Here is a 15,637-nt window from a genome sequence, read left to right as displayed (position 1 = left end):
TTAAAGTACCTTCATTCCACCAAATTTTCTTACTTTTAAGACATGACAAGAACCTTCACCAAAATACTTTTCAATTTCTTCTTTATAATGATCAACGTATTCATCTTCCACAAAGGCTTGGATCGTTCCCGCAAATCCACCTCCATGAACACGACATACACCATGGTTTTCTAAAATACCTTCTGATAAAGCAAGGGCCAAAGAAACAGCTTGATTATCTGGATATTTATTTGAATAAACGTTTTGTAAGTATTTATATGAAGAATCTCCTGAATCTTTAATAACTTGTTTAAACGTATCAAAATCATTATTTTTTAAAGAAGATACTGCTTTTTCCACACGTTTATTTTCATTAAATAAATGAATTGCTCTTAAAATCGCACGATCTCCTACTTCTTTTCTTACTGCGACTAATTGGTTATAAAAATCTTTTTCATCCACTTCTCTTAAAAATTCTTTGCCAAAGAATTGAGCTACTTTTTTCATTTCATAAGGAACAGCTGCATAATCATCTGTTAAATCTGCATGAGACGCATGGACATCTACGATACATAAACTATGTTTAAATGAAGAAAATTCAACATCTACTTTTTCGACAACAGGTTTACTATTATCCTTAAAATCAATATGAATCAAACTTCCTACTGAACAAGCACTTTGATCCATTAAACCACATGGTTTTCCAAAATAGACATTTTCACTATATTGTCCCACTTGTCCAATCACGACAGGATCGACTTTCATTTCATTATAAAGACCTGAAAGAATGGTTCCAATCATGACTTCAAAGGCTGCTGATGAAGATAACCCTGAGCCTTGTAAAACATCACTTGTCATATAGCCGTTAAATCCACCAATGGCATAACCTAATTCTTTAAAACGGGCAAGAACTCCTCTCATTAGTCCTTCAGATGTGCCCACTTCGTCTTCTTTTTTTGATAAATCATCTAAAGAAATAGGTTTTAAATCATAATCATCCGATAAAACTTTAACGACATCATTTTTAGAAACAACCGCAATAATATCTAAGTTGATGGCTGCCGCTAAAACTTCACCATTTTGATGATCCGTATGATTCCCACTGACTTCACTTCTTCCTGGTGTACTATAGATTTCAATTTCTTGATCTCCATAAAGTGAAATAAATTTTTCAATTGCTGATACATATCTTTGAGGTTGTTTTTCAATACGACTTTCATCAATATAGACTTCTTTTAAAACATCATTATAAGTTCCCTCTTGAATTTCTTTAATCACTAAACTTGCTTTTTTCATTCTTTTTCTCCTACCATTTCTACAAATTTAATAAAAGCTTCTTTCCCTTCTTCATTCATTTTAAAGACACCCGCATCTTCTAATACATTAACGAATTTATGTGTTAATTCTTCTTTTAGTAATTGATCCACTGTATCTTCATTAAAATCATGGCTCTTTAATTCATTATACCATGCCTCATGCTTTTTCATATTTGAAATTTCTAAAATATTCTTTTTTCCTAATAAACATTCTTTTAAAACTTCTAATTCATCTTTTAATCTTGCTGGTAAAACCGCCAGTCCCATCACTTCAATTAAACCAATATTTTCTTTTTTAATATGATGTAAGTTTTGATGAGGATGGAAAATACCATCAGGATATTTTTCACTTGTTCGATTATTTCTTAAAACAAGATCCATTTCATACATGCCATTTTTCTTTCTTACAATTGGAGTAATCGTATTATGTCTTGTTTTTTCACTATAAGCGATAATATCCAATTTTTCATTAGAATAATTGATCCATTTATTTAAAGTATCTAAGGCAAATCGAATCATTTGTTCATCATTTGTTGAACGTACACGAATGGTTGATAAAGGCCAATTTAAAACACTGATTTGTAAATCAGGATATTTGTCTAAAGATATATCTTTAACAACTGTCGCTCCTTCTATTGGAAAGATATAATGTCCTCCTTGGAAGTGATCGTGTGTTAAAATAGATCCTCCTACAATTGGTAAATCCGCATTTGAACCTAGCATATAATGTGGAAATTGTTTAACAAATGAAAATAATGATCTAAACGTATTTTCATTAATGACCATTGGTTGATGATTTTCATTAAAAATAATGCAATGTTCGTTATAATAAACATAAGGTGAATATTGCATGTAATAACGATATCCATTTAACATTAATGGGATAATACGATGATTTTGCCTTGCGGGATGATTAAAGTTTCCTGCAAAACCCACATTTTCTTTACATAAAAGGCATTTGGGATAACCACTGGCTTTGATTGTTTTTGCCTTCATGATTTCTTTTGGATCTTTTTCTGGTTTAGATAAATTAATGGTAATTTCAATATCACCATATTTATAAAATTGTTTGAAACGAATATTTTTATCTGTTCTTGTTTTTCGAATATAATTCGATGCAATAGATAAATCATAGAAATACTTTGTTGCTTTTTTAGAATCTTCTTTATAATACTCTTTAAATGTTTGAATCACTTCACTTGGACGAGGCATTAAACAATTCATAATGCGCGTATCAAAAAGATCTCGTTCTGTAATATTATTTTCAATGAGGCCTTCTTGACAAGCATAATCTAACATTTCTTCTAAAATATCTGTCGCCACTTCTAATTCTTCACTCATTTCTTCTTTAGTAAAATGATCTAAATGAAATAAATCTAATAATAAGTTCACTGCATAAATTTCATCATCTTCGCTAATTAAATGATGTTGTAAACCAAAATAAATAAGTCGGTTAATTTGATGATTCATTTTCTATCCCCCATTCTTTCTCAATCTCATTTTATCACTTTAGTAAACTTTATCAATATATTTTACTAAATATCAGTTAATAAAATGTGTTTTTAGTAAAAAAAGATAATACTTCCGTATTACCTTTCAATTATTTCTTTATCATTTTTAATCATTTCACTTTGATTTTTATAAGAAGGAAGATACCGAAACACTATAAATTCTACAACCTCATCTGTTTGATTTTCAAAAGTATGAATATCTTTATCAACAGAAAGCAAATCCCCCTGTTTTAATTTTAATGATTGTTCCTTATTTGCTTCATCTAAATAACGATAAACAAGCTTCCCTTTTAAAATAAAAATATTTTCTGAAATACGATGATGTCTATGCCATTCTTGCAATGTACGAGGATTAATTTTATTATAATGAATTTCAGCATCATTTAATAAATAATAGTCTACCTTTGTGCCATTTGTTTTATCTACATGAATCGCCTGATCTTTCCTAATTAATTTCATACAATTATTCTCTCGCAAATGAATTTACATATAAAGCCTTTAATTCTTCATCATCCATTTCATCAACTTCTAAATAAAAATGTTTGATCCCTACTGCATCATAATAACCTATCACACGATCTTTCATCTCTTCTTTACTGACTTCTTTTTTTACACCATTAATTGTTACTTCCATAATTATTCTCTCCTTTTCTCTATTCTATCAAAAAAATGGACTCTTCGTCCATTTTTACGACAATTATTTCTGTTTCATAAATCGTTAAATCATCCATAATTTTCCTCCATAGCTCTACTCTAACAAAAAGAAAATATTAAAGATGTTTTTATCTTTAGTTAAACCACAAATAAACGTATTTAAATATGATTTGTATCTTGAATAATTTTTCCATCTTCAATCGTAATAACACGATCAGCAATAGAGGCAATTTCTTGATCATGAGTTACTAAAATAACCGTTTCATGATATTTTCTTTGGGCGATTTTTAATAAATCAACAACTTCTTTAGAACTTTTAGCATCGAGGTTCCCCGTAGGTTCATCCGCGAAAATAATCGCTGGTTTACTTGCAAGGGCTCTTGCAAGGGCAACTCTTTGTTGTTGTCCTCCTGAAAGTTCATAAATAAAAGAATTCTTCTTTTCTTCTAGACCTAATAGATTAATAATTTCATTTAAATAATCATCATCAATCTCGCCATCATCTAAATGAATTGGTAAAACTATATTCTCTAAAACATTTTGTGTGGAAATAAGATTGAAGAATTGAAAGACAAAACCCATTCTTCTTCGTCTAAAACGCGTTAAAGTATGATCATTCATTTCATAAAGAGACTTTCCTTCTAAATAAACTTCTCCTTTTGTTGGTTTTACTAAACCTGCCAAGATATGAAGAAGTGTACTTTTTCCACTTCCACTTCTTCCAACAATAGCTACAAAAGAGCCTTCTTCTATTTGTAAATCAATATGATTTGTTGCATAGACTTTATTATCTTCATAGCCATATGTTTTAACAATATCTTTCGCTTCTAAAATAACATTCATATTAGTCATCTTCCTTTCTTATTTCTTCATTTTGATGTGCTTTTAAAACAATTAATAAAGGAATATTATAAACACATAAATAAACTAGAAAAATAATCCCTACTAAAAGTATTAATTGCGCTATCGGAAAATAACGATCGATACTTCCTCTTAATAAAATCAACTCATAAAAACCACAAGGAATAAGTGTATATAAAAACATTTTTATTGATTTCCATACTTGTTTTATTTTAATTTCTCGATAACTTAAACCTATAATATGATACATAAGATAATCTTGATAATTATTTTCAATATGATTGTAATTTAAAAACATCATTAAAATAAAACCTACAGCTAATGCAAGTATTAAAAGATGTTTAGGAATATTTAATGTAGAAAACAAACTTACTGAAAGTTCATCACTTGTTACCATTTCATAAACTCTTGCTTCATAATGTTTTTTCATGAACTTTTCTATTTTTATAACATCTTTTATTGGATACCAATGATATCCTGAATAATATTCATCACTTGTATTGAATCGTTTTAAATCATCTTCAAACATATAAATCATTGAATCATTATAATATTCATTTTCATTGATTCCAACAATGGTATATTCTTCACCTGCAATTATCACTTTTTCATTGAGTTTTACTTCATCAAGAGCAATCTCATAATTGTCATCTCCTAAATAATTTCCTTGATCATTATGAGAAGATGTTGAACTTTCTACTCGATATTTCTTTCCTTTAAAAGTTACTTGATTCGCTTCAACTTTAAGATTTGGATACCATTCTTTTGAAAGAATAACATGATTAAAATGATTGCCCACGACAATTTCATGACTTTTTTGAGGAAATCTTCCTTTTAAATCATCTTTATTACTTTGATAATAATAAAGTTGGCAAAGTTCATAAACAGATTGAGGAATTTCTCGATAGGTCATAGTTATTCCTTCATCAATATAATGATGATTAATAATAATGTCATTTTGAGAAAATTCTTTTAAAAATAAATTTGCTTCTTTTTGAGTCGCCTTAATAAGTTCTACTTGACTTTGTTCATTTTGATCTTTTGTTTGAATGGGATGTCCTTGATAGAAATAAACAAGCCCATATAAAGAAAGTATTAAAACAAATACATAAAAACAGATATTCATTCTTTTATTTACCCATAACTCTCTCGTAGCTAAGGAAGCAAGTGTTTGTTTTTTTAATTTTTTATATCTTACTTGAATATAATTAAACTTTTTGCTATCAAAAATACCTATCAAAGCATTCTTAGAGCTTGAATAAATGGGAATGAGAATCGTTATAAAAGTACAACTCATCAATACCAATACTAAAAATAATATTTCTTTAAATGAAATTTGATAAATAAATGTATGATAGGTTTTACTTTGAAGATAGAGATAACCTAAAGATACACATACACCTATTAACAATCCTATTAAAATAGAAAAAAAAGAAATCAGCATGTTTTCTTGCATGACCATCATCATTAATTGATTCGTTGTCATTCCTATTCCTCGATAAAGAGCCATTTCTTTCATTCTCTTCTTTAGGGAAGTAGAAGTTAAAGCGAATAAAACAAAAAGTGTAATTATAATAAATTCAAACGTTTGTTGGAGCTGATTGGTTGCTTTTTCTACTTGATTATGAATTTCATTATGATCATAACCATAAGGATTATAATCATAATGAATTTCTATTTCTTGATAGTTATTTCCATCATTAAATTGAATATAATGATTATCTGATAAAATAGACATATTCGAATAATAATCTTTTGTTTGATACGTCTCTAAGTTTGTATAAATATCAGGTAAGTTTTTATTGGCGGTTTGTATAATACCAACAATCGTATAATTTTTTCCTTCTATTTCTATTTGATCATAAAGTTTATACTTTTTAGAAACTTTTTGATTGATTAAAATTTCTTGATCATTTTGTATTTTTCTTCCTTTAATAATTTTTACTCGACACAATGAATAAATATTCTTTTCAATATGACCTACTTGGTAATTATCATATTTTCCTTGAAAATCTACATAACCATATTTAATAATATCTTTAAAATAGTCTTTGCTGTAGATTTCAATTCCTTTTTGAGTTTGTTCATCAATATTTTCTATTCGTGTATACCAAGAACCATAGGTAGAAATATGATAGTTCTTTTTCATTTGATACAGATTATCAACAATAAAAAAACTTGAAAAAATAAAAGTAGAAACAATTAAAAGAACGATTAAAACAATAAGATAATGCTTTTTATACTTTTGAATATTTCTTTTTGCGAGCATATTGATCGTATGTGACATATTCTTTCCTCCTCTAACTTTATCTTACGATTCAATCATGAAAACTAAGTGAAATTAGATTTTTTTCTTCATTTTCATTTGAGGAAGTACAATTTCAAAGCAAGCACCTTGTTGATTATAAGCTTTCATAAAACCGTGATGAGCCTCTATTATTTCTTTAGCTATATAAAGTCCTAATCCTGTCCCTTTTGAATTTTCCCCACGATAAAATCTTTGAAATAAAAAAGGAAGATCTTTTTTCTTAAAACCATTTCCTTGATCTTGAATCATCATTTTTAAAGTTGTTTCATTTTCATAAGCAAAAATAGAAAGAGGTGTAGAATTTTTTTCTAAACAATTCTTAATAATATTTTCTAATGCTTCTATAAACCATTTTTCATCACATAATACTTTTATATTTTTATTTAAATGAATTTGCGGATTTAGGTAATCTAGATCTTCTTCTATTTCATCAATAAGCGTTTGTAAATCATATTCTTTAAAACAATATTGGATATTATGAGAATCTAATAAGGCGATGGTTTGTAAGTCATTGACTAAAAGTTGTATTCGTTGTATTTGATGTTCTATAGAATACAACTTTTTATTTTGGTTTTCTTCAAGTAATAATTCTGTTTGTATGCGAATAGAGGTAATCGGTGTTTTTAGTTGATGAGAGATATCTTCAATATAGTCTTTTAATTTGAGTTGTTCTTTTTTAACAGCTTTTAATGATTGATGATATCTTTTATTAAGCACATATAATTTATTAGATAATAGACTTTCTTTAGATTCACCATCAATAATCGAAAAATCTTTTTGTTCAATAATAGCATCACAACATTGTATTAAATAATTCACTTGTTTCTTTTTATGATTTTGATTCCACAAATAAAAAATAAAGCTTATAAAAATAAAAATATTCAATAAATTTAATCTCATTAAAAAAGCATATATTTCCATAAACATAGCTAATACAATTGAAACCATAAAATACATATGAATATTCTTTTCTTTTTTTATATCTTCCATCGATACCCTACACCCCTTAATGTTTCAATATATTTTTGGTTTTGATATTCCCCTAAAGTCTTTCTGAGTCTTTTTAAATGAACAGTTAACGTATTATCTTCTACTACATGTCCTGTTATCTCTTCAATCATCATCAATAAGTAATCCCTTGTAAGTACTCTTCCATGTCCTTCGACAAGTGCTACTAATAAAGTAAAAGTAATAGCACTCAATTCTAATTCTTGATTTTCTTTAAATACTTTATGTTTTAAAGTATCAATAATTAAGTCATCTATATAATAGATTCCTTGTTGTTTTATTACCTTTCTAAGAGCACATTCAATTCTGGCACAGAGTTCTTTAATTCCAAAAGGCTTACAAACATAATCATCGCCACCTTCATTTAATCCTTTTACAATTGTTTCTTCATCATTTAAACAGCTTAAAAAAATAATAGGCATCTCATATTTTTCTTTAATCTCTTTACATAAATCAATTCCATTACCATCAGGAAGTTGGATATCTAAAAGAATTAAATCAACATATTCATTGACTTTTTTTAAAGTTTCCTTTTTAGATTCAGCAATCTCTATAAAATATCCTTTCTTCTCTAACATTTCTTTTAAAGAAGATGCAATACTTTGATCATCTTCTACAATTAATATTTTTTTCATAACTATCACCGCTTTTATCATATCATGATTAAATGAAAAAAAAATGAAAGCACAAACTTTCATCTTCCTAAAATATAAATTTTTCGATTTTTAATATAAATAAGTAAATGAACTAAAAAACATATACAAACAACCTTCATTGCTGGTGAAATGATCAACATTGGAATAATAAAACATCTATATAATGCCAAATCCATAAAAATAATTCCAAACAATAAACCTGTATTTTTCTTTAAATCAATGATTTTATGTTGTCCTATTTTATAAAGAAGAAACAAAACATAAAGAATACCTACTATAAAAATCATACAATAAGCTATTTGAAAAACATTATCAAAGATAGGCATTTTCTTTATCATTTCACTTATAGAGATGGCATGACCATTCAAATAGAGTGAACTTATTGTATAAATAAATTCAAAAATATAAATTAAACAAATGAGATACGTATCTAACTTCTTTTCCATAAGACTTCATCCTTTCTATAGTTTTAAGTATACAAAAAGGATGTGTAAATCTTGTGAAAAAAAACAAACCTGGTTCTAAAGGCGTTTTTTCAACATAGTAATATTTTCTCTTGCCCAAACTTCTTTAAAACCTAAATCAAGAAAAAGTTTTTTGGCAGGATTATTTGTTTCAATATCATCACATAAAAAGCGTAGACCACTTTCTTTAGCTTGTTTACATAAAAGTTCTAAAGCAACTTTTCCTTTTCCTAAATGTCTATAAGGATATTCAATGATAATATTTAAAACATATTCTCGATATTCTTCTTCAAAATAATAAGATACTTCACCAATATATTTTTTTATTTCATCATCATAAACATAAGCATAATAATGTTTAGTATCATTCATCCATAACTGATACCAAGACTTCCATATTTTTTCATTAAAATCAACAGTTCCCCCATTGATTTTATTAAAAGCCATTGTCTTTTTATCTTTTAATAATTTTTTTCTATATTTTAAATCTGTTATTTGTGGTTGTACTAATTTAATCATATTCTTCTCCATAAACAAAAAAATCCTTTATTAAGGACTTTATCTTCACTAATGGGGCGGACGATGAGAATCGAACTCACGAATGCCGGAGCCACAATCCGGTGCGTTAACCACTTCGCCACGTCCGCCATGGACTATTATTATACAGTTAAAAAATGGGGCGGACGATGAGAATCGAACTCACGAGTGCCGGAGCCACAATCCGGTGCGTTAACCACTTCGCCACGTCCGCCGTATCAACTGCATGTATTAATTTACACTATTTCATGAATTTTGTAAAGTATTTTTTACAAAAATATCTACATTCTTTTTAAGATTTATTATACAATAAAAAAGAATATAATAATGAAAAGGATAAGTGTATGAATGAATTAGAAAATTATTATGGAAAATTTTGTGAAGACAAACGTCTTTTAAGAAAACATGGACAAGTAGAATATCGTACTTCTATGAAATATATTCATGATTATTTAAAAGCTGGTGATCGCATTTTAGATATCGGTGCTGGTACAGGAAGATATTCTGTCGCTTTAAGTCAAGAAGGTTATGAAGTAGACGCTATTGAACTTGTTAAATATAATCTTGGAATGTTAAAAGCAAAGAAAAGTAATGTGAAAGCCTATCAAGGAACTGCTTTAGATTTATCACGCTATCAAGATGAAACTTTTGATTTAACACTTTTATTTGGACCAATGTATCACCTTTTTAGTTACGAAGATAAACTGAAAGCATTGTCTGAAGCTAAACGTGTAACTAAAACAGGAGGAGTTATTTTAGTTGCTTATGTCATGAATGATTATAGTGTACTTGTTCATGGCTTTAGGGATGGTCATATTAAGGAAGCTTTAAAAAGTGGGAAAATTGATGAACATTTTCAAACACAAACCAATATCGATGATCTTTATAGTTATGTCAGAATCGAACTGATCAATCAATTAAATCAAGATTTGAATTTAAAAAGAATTAAGATTATTGCTGCTGATGGACCAGCAGATTATATGCGTCCTATTTTAAATAAAATGGATGACGAAACATTTGAACTTTTTATGCAATATCATTTATCTACTTGTGAAAGATTAGATATGATTGGCGTAAGTTCTCATACTTTAGATATATTAAGGAAGGTGTAGTTATGGCAATCATTAAATTAAATTATTTATCAAAAGCATTACTTAGAACTGTTGATGTTACTGTTGTTTTACCAACAGATACATTAGATATGGATACAATGACATATAATCAAAAGAAGGAATATAAAACACTTTATTTATTACATGGTATCTTTGGTGATCAAAATGATTGGCTTTATGGTACCCGTATTCAAAGATTTGCGAGTGAAAGAGGATTATGTGTCGTGATGCCAAGTGGAGAAAATATGTTCTACGTTGATCAAGAAAATACGCATAATTTATATAGTCAATTTATTGGGGAAGAACTTGTAGAAATGACACGTGCAATGTTCCCTCTTTCTCATAGAAAAGAAGATACTTTTATTGCTGGTCTTTCAATGGGAGGCTATGGTGCTATTGTCAATGGTTTAAAGTATTACAATACTTTTGGTTTTATTGCCGGTCTTTCAAGTGCTTTGATGTTAGATGATTGGGTAGATTGTAAACCTCCTATCATTCAAGGGGTTGACGCTAAAAAATATTATGAAAGTTTATTTGGCGGTATAACAAAATTAAAAGAGAGTGATAAAGATTACTATGCTTTAGTAAAGAAAATCCCTCATGATCAACTTCCTAAAATGTATATGTGTATTGGAACGGATGATTTATTACTTGCCACAAATCGTAAATATCGTGACTTTTTACTTGAAGAAAAAGTAGATTTAACTTATGAAGAAGGACCTGGAAATCATGAATGGGATTTCTGGGATCGTTATATTTTAAAAATTTTAGACTGGCTTCCTTTAAATAAAAAAGATGAAGGTTTAAATAGTGGCCACGTAAGCAAATAAGAGCAGGATAACCTGCTCTTATTTTAAATCAACGTTTGATTAAGTCCCCAATGATCAAATTCATGGAAAATAACATAAATATTATCAGCTTCGATTTTCGTTGTTTCATGAATCATTTGAATCATCGCTTCTGTTAATTTTTTCTTATCATCAAATTCTGCACTTTTATAAAGATTGATTTCAATCATCATACAAGGAGTTTCTTCTCCTTTAAAATACATAATTTGATCATCTTCCATATGAATCATCAAAGCTTTTTCTGTTTTACCAGGAATAAGTGAAATGAGTTCCCCCGATTTTGATTTAATTGTATTTTCTTGTCTTAAGGTTAATTTATGATTTGTTTTAAATGATATATATGGCGTAATAATTCCTCCTCTTCTTTCTATTTTATCATTAAAAAAATAAATTGAAACTGTTTACAAAATATTTTTTGTAATGATATAATAGATATGCAAAGGTTTTATATGATTTTCCAAAATATCTCAAATATGAGGAAGTTGTATTTCACTTTATGTACACAATCTCATATTTGCGATTTTATACATAGAGTATTTCCATTTGTAATTTTTATAGGAGGTACCAGACATGGCTGTCGGAAAAGTAAAATGGTTTAATGCCGAAAAAGGATTCGGATTCATCACTAGTGAAGAAGGAAAAGATATTTTCGTTCACTTCTCTGCAATTCAAGCTGATGGATACAAAACATTAGAAGAAGGTCAAACTGTTGACTATGATGTAGTAGAAACTGATCGTGGTCCACAAGCACAAAACGTTGTTGTAAAATAATGTATAGAAAAGAGATTGCTGATGCAATCTCTTTTTTTATCTATAAACAACGACTGGTAAATTAACATAAATTTGTGAATATAAGCTTCCAGCAAATCCTGTTGGTAAGTTAATACATCCATGTGAACCGCTATTAATATAAATATCTCTACCAAACGTACTTCTCCATGAAGCATCATGTAGCCCTATACCTTTATTAAATGGCATCCAATAAGAAACAGGTGATTCGTATTCATATTTCCCATTTGGTTGTTTTGTTCCTCTTAAAACTCTATTTCTTTCCTTATTATAAATATAATATGTACCACTTGGTGTAAGTCTTGTAGGATCACTTTCTTTACCACTTACAAAATCACTTTCTAAAACAACACTTCCATCTTTAACAAACCATAAATGTTGTTTTGTAATATTGATTTCTAAATAAGTCGTTCCTAGTCCACCATTTTCTCCTGATGGAAGTTGTCCTGTATGTTCAGGTATTCTATTATTTTCACTTTTATTTTCATTGATCATTTTTAATAATGCACTTACTTCACTATCAGTAGAAACTCTAAATCCATAAGTTCCTCCACTGACTGTATGACTTTGTCCATCTTTTCCAGTAAACGTTCTTGTTGCACCAATGGAATTATATTGACTTGCAAGTTCTTTAACAAAGGCAGTTAATTTTTCTTTAAAAACACTTTCATCTTTTGTATAATTTCCATCATCTTGTTTACTTAACCAAGTAATAAGTGTACTTCCATCTAAAGCAATTTCTTTTCCTTTAGGTGTTGTATATGTAATTGCTGATAAACAATATTCATTTGCTGCCTTTAATTGATTATTCAAATCTTGATCATCTTTGTAAACATGAGGTTTAACATAACCATTTGCTTTTGTAACATCTAATTGTTGTTTTCCTTCACTTAAAGCTACCTTGATATTTTTAACTAATTCTTCAATATTAAATTTTGATCCTAACGTTTCTTCAATAATTGAAAAACTTCCATCTTTATATTGAATATAGGCATCTGTTGGTGCAATTTGATTTTCTTCTTTAGCATGTTCCATTGATGCTATACCATTTGTTAAGTTTTCATCACTGATTTGTATTAAATCAGTTAAAGTATTTTTTTCATTTTTAAAGAATCCTATAAACCAAGCCCATTTATTTTGATTTTTCATTAATTGATTCAATGAATTATCTTTATTATAAGATACACCTAATTGAGCTGATTGTAATACTTCACTTTGTCCATCATTAAAAATCAATTTTAATGATTGTCCATTTACTTTCTTAGATAATTGATCATTTGCTTTTTGTAATGTCATTCCTCCAACATCACTCCCATTGACCATTGTTCCATTTAAAAACTTATCATTGTAATATAGCATTCCTGCTAAATAAACAATAAGAAGAACCAAAACAACGATTCCGCAAATTAAAACAGGCTTTTTATGATTTGAATACCAATTATTCTTCTTTTTTGTCATAAATATTCTCCCTCTCTTACATTTCCGCACCTATTTTATCACAAAATATTTATAGGTAAAGAAAAAGTATGGTATTTATCATAAAAAATGATAATCCATACTTTTATAAGATATTTTCTATATATTTTTCTAATACTTGTATATTTTGATGATAAACAAAGCCTTTCATACCAACTTTTATAGCTGCATCTATATTTTCTTTTAAATCATCAACAAAAAGGCATTCATTAGCTTTTAGATGATAACGACTTAAAAAATCTTGATAAATATCTAAATTTGGTTTTATTTTTTGATATTTTGCAGATGTATAAAGCTCTTTAAAATGTTGAAAAATAGATTTTGATTGATAATATTGATAAAATTGCATTGAACAATTAGACAACAAATAAAATTGATATCCTTTACCCTTATATCTTTTAATAAATTCTTCCATTTCATCAAACTGATCAAAATAATCAAACCAATGTTCAAAAGCATACACTATTAAATCCCTTTTTTCATCAGGAATTTGTTCAATTAATTGTTTTTTGGCATCTTGTAAAGAAAGAACCCCTTGATCAAGTTGTGCCCATTGTTTTGTTTGGAATAAATGTTTAATAATATAATCTTTTTCTTCTAAAGAAGATGCAAGCTGACTTGCAATATAGGAAACATCCCATTTACAACAGACATTCCCCATATCTAAAACAATATTTTTTATCATATGTAAAAAATAGGCAAACTGCCTATTATAATAAAGGATTAAGTTTTTCTAAGATAACATCTTTTCCAACAAAACCACTAATTTGATCAACGGCTTGACCATCTTTAAAAAGAATTAAATGTGGAATAGATTGAATTCCATATCTTCCTGCTAATGAAGGATCTTGATCAACATCTACTTTTGCAAATGTAACTTTTGGTAACTCTTGAGCAACTTCTTCTAAAACAGGAGCTAACATTTTGCATGGTCCACACCAATTAGCAAAGAAATCAATCACAACAACACCTTTAGAAATAACTTCATCAAATTGTACATTTGTAATAACTTCCATAATTTCACCTCCATTATATTATGCCAAAACTCTTTTTTTTTACAAGTGATATGCTTATATTATTTGAATTTTATCGCTATAACTGTTATTATGTGCTTGTGATTATACTAAAAATGGAGTGGTATTATGAAAAAAATCGCAGTTGTGACTGATAGTAATGCAGGTATTCGTCAAAAAGAAGCAAAAGAACTTGGTATTTTTGTTTTGCCAATGCCTTTTACTATTGATGATCAAACATACTATGAAGATATAAATTTAACTCATGAAGAATTCTTTGAAAAACAATTAAATGGTGCAGAAATCTTTACTTCTCAACCTGTTGTAGGAAACGTTAAAGAATTATGGGATCAAATTTTAAAAGATTATGATGAAATCGTTCATATTCCAATGTCTAGTGGATTAAGTGGTTCGTGCCAAACAGCTATGATGCTAGCACAAGAATACGATAATCGTGTTTTTGTCGTAGACAGTCAACGTATCTCTGTTACTCAAAAATACGATGTCATTGATGCTAAAAGATTAGCTGATCAAGGAAAATCAGGACAAGAAATTTGTGATATTTTAACTGAAAATAAATTAAATGCTTCTATTTATATTACTGTTAATACACTTGATTATTTAAAAAAAGGTGGTCGTATTACCCCTGCTGCTGCTTTATTGGGTGGGATGTTAAAAATTAAACCTATTTTACAAATACAAGGTGAAAAATTAGATTCTTTCGCTAAAACTAGAACAATGGCTAGAGGAACTAAAATCATGAAAGAAGCAATCGCTAAAGATATTAAAGAACGCTTTGATGATGACTATCATAACGTGCATATTTGTGTCGCTTACACTTATGATGAAGCACCCGCTTTAGAATTAAAAAAAGAACTTGAAGAACTTTATCCAGGTGAAAATATTATTTGTGATCCTTTATCATTAAGTGTTTCTTGTCATATTGGACCTCATTCTCTAGCAATTGCTATATGTAAAAAAATTTAAGATTCTCGTTTGAGAATCTTTTTTATTTTTGGGTATAATAATTTGACTTTTTTCATTTTGATAGTCTATAATACATTTTAAGTTTATGCTATAATAAAACAAAAAAATATAAGGAGGT

Annotated in this window: 18 protein-coding genes and 2 tRNA genes; 4 read left to right on the top strand and 16 right to left on the bottom strand. The window is 28.2% G+C overall.

All coding sequences use genetic code 11. The features are described 5' to 3' along the window. The 12 genes from OCV55_RS01155 to OCV55_RS01100 all read right to left on the bottom strand — a co-directional run bounded on the left by OCV55_RS01155 (position 1) and on the right by OCV55_RS01100 (position 9,508). Positions 1–1,275: a galactokinase gene (locus OCV55_RS01155; protein ID WP_147579556.1), complete on the bottom strand. Its 1,275-nt coding sequence runs from the start codon at positions 1,273–1,275 to the stop codon at positions 1–3. Further along, entirely contained in the window at positions 1,272–2,765 is a 1,494-nt protein-coding gene (locus OCV55_RS01150; protein WP_147579555.1) for a UDP-glucose--hexose-1-phosphate uridylyltransferase, read from the bottom strand. The genes OCV55_RS01155 and OCV55_RS01150 overlap by 4 nt, the downstream gene beginning before the upstream one ends. A gap of 119 nt (positions 2,766–2,884) precedes the next feature. Beyond that, positions 2,885–3,265, bottom strand: coding sequence for a cupin domain-containing protein (locus OCV55_RS01145; protein WP_147579554.1), 381 nt, complete (start codon positions 3,263–3,265; stop codon positions 2,885–2,887). 4 nt (positions 3,266–3,269) lie between these two features. Continuing rightward, a complete protein-coding gene (locus tag OCV55_RS01140; protein WP_022002849.1) occupies positions 3,270–3,440 on the bottom strand; it encodes a hypothetical protein in 171 nt (56 codons plus the stop codon). Between the two features lie 179 nt (positions 3,441–3,619). Continuing rightward, entirely contained in the window at positions 3,620–4,303 is a 684-nt protein-coding gene (locus OCV55_RS01135; protein ID WP_147579553.1) for an ABC transporter ATP-binding protein, read from the bottom strand. Position 4,304: 1 nt separating this feature from the next. Continuing rightward, on the bottom strand, positions 4,305–6,608 hold the full coding sequence (locus OCV55_RS01130) for an ABC transporter permease (RefSeq protein WP_147579552.1): 2,304 nt from the start codon (positions 6,606–6,608) through the stop codon (positions 4,305–4,307). A 54-nt stretch (positions 6,609–6,662) separates the two neighbouring features. Next, positions 6,663–7,619 carry a sensor histidine kinase gene (locus tag OCV55_RS01125; RefSeq protein ID WP_147579551.1) on the bottom strand — a complete coding sequence of 319 codons (957 nt, stop codon included), beginning with the start codon at positions 7,617–7,619 and terminating at the stop codon, positions 6,663–6,665. After that, a complete protein-coding gene (locus OCV55_RS01120) occupies positions 7,607–8,272 on the bottom strand; it encodes a response regulator transcription factor (protein ID WP_147579550.1) in 666 nt (221 codons plus the stop codon). Before OCV55_RS01120 ends, OCV55_RS01125 begins: the two co-directional genes overlap by 13 nt. Before the next feature lie 59 nt (positions 8,273–8,331). After that, entirely contained in the window at positions 8,332–8,739 is a 408-nt protein-coding gene (locus OCV55_RS01115; protein WP_147579549.1) for a hypothetical protein, read from the bottom strand. Between the two features lie 75 nt (positions 8,740–8,814). Then, on the bottom strand, positions 8,815–9,276 hold the full coding sequence (locus tag OCV55_RS01110; RefSeq protein WP_267309755.1) for a GNAT family N-acetyltransferase: 462 nt from the start codon (positions 9,274–9,276) through the stop codon (positions 8,815–8,817). A gap of 52 nt (positions 9,277–9,328) precedes the next feature. Then, positions 9,329–9,404, bottom strand: a tRNA-His gene (locus OCV55_RS01105). A gap of 28 nt (positions 9,405–9,432) precedes the next feature. Continuing rightward, a tRNA-His gene (locus OCV55_RS01100) sits at positions 9,433–9,508 on the bottom strand. 130 nt (positions 9,509–9,638) lie between these two features. On the opposite strand from OCV55_RS01100, the gene OCV55_RS01095 reads away from it, so the two are divergent. Together OCV55_RS01095 and OCV55_RS01090 are read left to right on the top strand one after the other, a co-directional pair. Beyond that, positions 9,639–10,406: a class I SAM-dependent methyltransferase gene (locus OCV55_RS01095; protein WP_117831859.1), complete on the top strand. Its 768-nt coding sequence runs from the start codon at positions 9,639–9,641 to the stop codon at positions 10,404–10,406. 2 nt (positions 10,407–10,408) lie between these two features. Further along, entirely contained in the window at positions 10,409–11,236 is an 828-nt protein-coding gene (locus tag OCV55_RS01090; protein WP_147579547.1) for an alpha/beta hydrolase, read from the top strand. A gap of 23 nt (positions 11,237–11,259) precedes the next feature. Here the strand turns inward: OCV55_RS01090 and OCV55_RS01085 are convergent, their stop codons facing one another. Beyond that, positions 11,260–11,544, bottom strand: a complete 285-nt coding sequence (locus tag OCV55_RS01085) for a phenylpyruvate tautomerase MIF-related protein (RefSeq protein WP_267309769.1) — start codon at positions 11,542–11,544, stop codon at positions 11,260–11,262. A gap of 280 nt (positions 11,545–11,824) precedes the next feature. Between OCV55_RS01085 and OCV55_RS01080 the strand changes: the two genes are divergently transcribed. Continuing rightward, positions 11,825–12,025, top strand: a complete 201-nt coding sequence (locus OCV55_RS01080; protein ID WP_022002859.1) for a cold-shock protein — start codon at positions 11,825–11,827, stop codon at positions 12,023–12,025. A 36-nt stretch (positions 12,026–12,061) separates the two neighbouring features. On the opposite strand, the gene OCV55_RS01075 is transcribed toward OCV55_RS01080, so the two are convergent. The 3 genes from OCV55_RS01075 to trxA form a co-directional block, all read right to left on the bottom strand. Further along, positions 12,062–13,501: a L,D-transpeptidase family protein gene (locus tag OCV55_RS01075; RefSeq protein ID WP_147579545.1), complete on the bottom strand. Its 1,440-nt coding sequence runs from the start codon at positions 13,499–13,501 to the stop codon at positions 12,062–12,064. Positions 13,502–13,604: 103 nt separating this feature from the next. After that, positions 13,605–14,204: an HAD family hydrolase gene (locus OCV55_RS01070; protein ID WP_147579544.1), complete on the bottom strand. Its 600-nt coding sequence runs from the start codon at positions 14,202–14,204 to the stop codon at positions 13,605–13,607. 25 nt (positions 14,205–14,229) lie between these two features. Further along, positions 14,230–14,535: a thioredoxin gene (trxA, locus tag OCV55_RS01065; RefSeq protein ID WP_147579543.1), complete on the bottom strand. Its 306-nt coding sequence runs from the start codon at positions 14,533–14,535 to the stop codon at positions 14,230–14,232. 126 nt (positions 14,536–14,661) lie between these two features. Here trxA and OCV55_RS01060 point away from each other — a divergent pair, with 126 nt between their 5' ends. Further along, the gene (locus OCV55_RS01060) at positions 14,662–15,519 is read left to right on the top strand and encodes a DegV family protein (protein ID WP_147579542.1); all 858 of its coding nucleotides are present in this window, start codon (positions 14,662–14,664) and stop codon (positions 15,517–15,519) included. The last annotated feature ends 118 nt before the right edge of the window (positions 15,520–15,637 follow it).

The sequence above is a fragment of the [Clostridium] ammoniilyticum genome, from assembly GCF_025566905.1.
GTDB lineage: Bacteria > Bacillota_I > Bacilli_A > Erysipelotrichales > Coprobacillaceae > Faecalibacillus > Faecalibacillus intestinalis.
This window is presented reverse-complemented; position numbering and strand designations above follow the sequence as displayed.